This is a genomic window from Microvirga tunisiensis, assembly GCF_009296175.1.
Taxonomy (GTDB): domain Bacteria; phylum Pseudomonadota; class Alphaproteobacteria; order Rhizobiales; family Beijerinckiaceae; genus Microvirga; species Microvirga tunisiensis.
Genome location: NZ_VOSK01000691.1, coordinates 1 through 1,684 on the forward strand (window position 1 = coordinate 1; position 1,684 = coordinate 1,684).

Annotated in this window: 1 protein-coding gene and 2 pseudogenes; 2 read left to right on the forward strand and 1 reads right to left on the reverse strand. The window is 61.9% G+C overall.

Annotated features, from left to right (window positions below):
- A partial coding sequence (locus tag FS320_RS42910) for a transposase (RefSeq protein WP_192926425.1) occupies positions 1-211 on the forward strand: 211 nt, incomplete at its 5' end.
- A gap of 4 nt (positions 212-215) precedes the next feature.
- On the opposite strand, the pseudogene FS320_RS42915 reads toward FS320_RS42910, so the two are convergent.
- Positions 216-787, reverse strand: a pseudogene (locus FS320_RS42915) (IS110 family transposase); the annotation flags it as partial.
- A 261-nt stretch (positions 788-1,048) separates the two neighbouring features.
- On the opposite strand from FS320_RS42915, the pseudogene FS320_RS51320 reads away from it, so the two are divergent.
- Positions 1,049-1,330 (forward strand): annotated as a pseudogene (locus FS320_RS51320) (integrase core domain-containing protein); the annotation flags it as partial.
- Positions 1,331-1,684 lie beyond the last annotated feature (354 nt).

The window sequence follows — 1,684 nt, forward strand, 5'->3', positions numbered from 1 at the left end:
CGGCATCGAAGGAACAATCTCCGCCGGGGTCCGGGTCCTGCACCTGCGACGCTCCCGCTACATCGGTCTCACCAAGACGCATCTCCAGCACGTGCTGACGGCGGCTGCCATCAACCTCATCCGACTACGGGCTTGGTTCGCGGGCACGCCGCTCGCACGAACCCGGCAATCCGCCTTTACCAAGCTCATGATGGCTCCCGTCCCAGCATGATGAATTCGCCAGCAGTATCAAAAGCGGAGCAAGTCCACTCAATGGCATAGCGCTCATCGTCCGGCAGGATCTGTTCCGACAGCTAGGCCCGTCCTTTAGAGCCACACAGATCAGCCGCTGGACACGCGGGGATCAGATGGGCATGCAGGATTGACTGGATGATGTTCTTAAGCCGGGAGCGCTGACGCACGACCTGGTTGCGCCGTGTGACCTGCCGCCGCAGTGCCTGGGTCGCTTCGTCAGCAATCCAGACCTCCGGCAGGAACCCGCTGGCATAGAGCTGCGCGAGGACCCCAGCATCGATGGTATCGGTCTTGATCTTGGCATGGGCGATCACCCGCACCTGCATCGGATTGGCAATCACGACCCGCTTCACATGCGGGCCGATCACCGCGCCACGGCAGCCGCGTTGCCGGTCGCTTCGACTACGACCACGTCAGTGCTCAACAGCGAGGCTGCGAAGGAGGTCAGCTGGTCGCGGCGCATGTCGATGCGCCCGATCCGCTTGAGCTTGCCCTCCTGCCAGGCAACCGCCTCGGCGAAGGCGCGGTGGATATCCAGTCCGATGATGCGCATGCCGGTTCCCTCCGAGCTGTGCTCGTCCAAAACGGGAGCTGGCGGGCAACACGACACCTACTGATCCGCGCTCGCAGCGCATCCGGACAAGTCGCAAGAGGGCGGCCGTGTAACGAGCTCGGGCTCTCAGCCCAACGTCTATCGGCGGCCTGCCCGCACCTTCGTGCTCCCGGTGCCCCGCGTCCCAGATGGGCTCACCATAGCACCGCTTTCCGAAGAAAGCAGATGGACGCATAAGGCACCGCAAACATCATGCCGGATAACGGTCTCGTGGAGCGCTTCAATGGGCGGGTGCAGCGCGAAGTGCTGGGCATCACGATCTATAGCCATCGTGATCTGGAGATGCTGCTCAAGGGCTTCAATCAGGCCTACAACAGGAGGCGCCAGCGCGTGTTGAAGGGGCGATCACCGGACGAGGTTGTGCGAAGCCGCCTGGCCGTCGAGCCGACGCTTGCCAACCAGCGCTCGACGCCGCCCGATCCACATGCTTTGCCCGAGGCGCTCCAAGTCGTCGCTCATGCCAAAGAGGTCTCGCATCCAGACATATATGCCCGCGTCGATCCCGGATATTGTAAAGGCGGACCCGGTGTTGTAAAGGCACACGGGCCAATTAAGTCGCGCTTGTCTTTCCCTCGGGAAGCGCCTGAGCGAGGCGCTGGATCGTTCCAGGCAGAAAATCTAACAGGTCCGAGCGCGCCGCCGCCGGACGTGCCCGGTGTTCCTGCCCTCGATCGACAGGTTTTCGGCCGTGAATTCGATGATTCTGCCTTAGAGCGCGTTGACATTCATTTGGTCCAGATGAACGCGCTGACGAGGCAAAGGATTGACATAAACGCCCGTGGGGTCTGTTCGTAGCGCGTGGCGATGCGTCTGAAGTGCTTGATTTTCAGGAAGAAG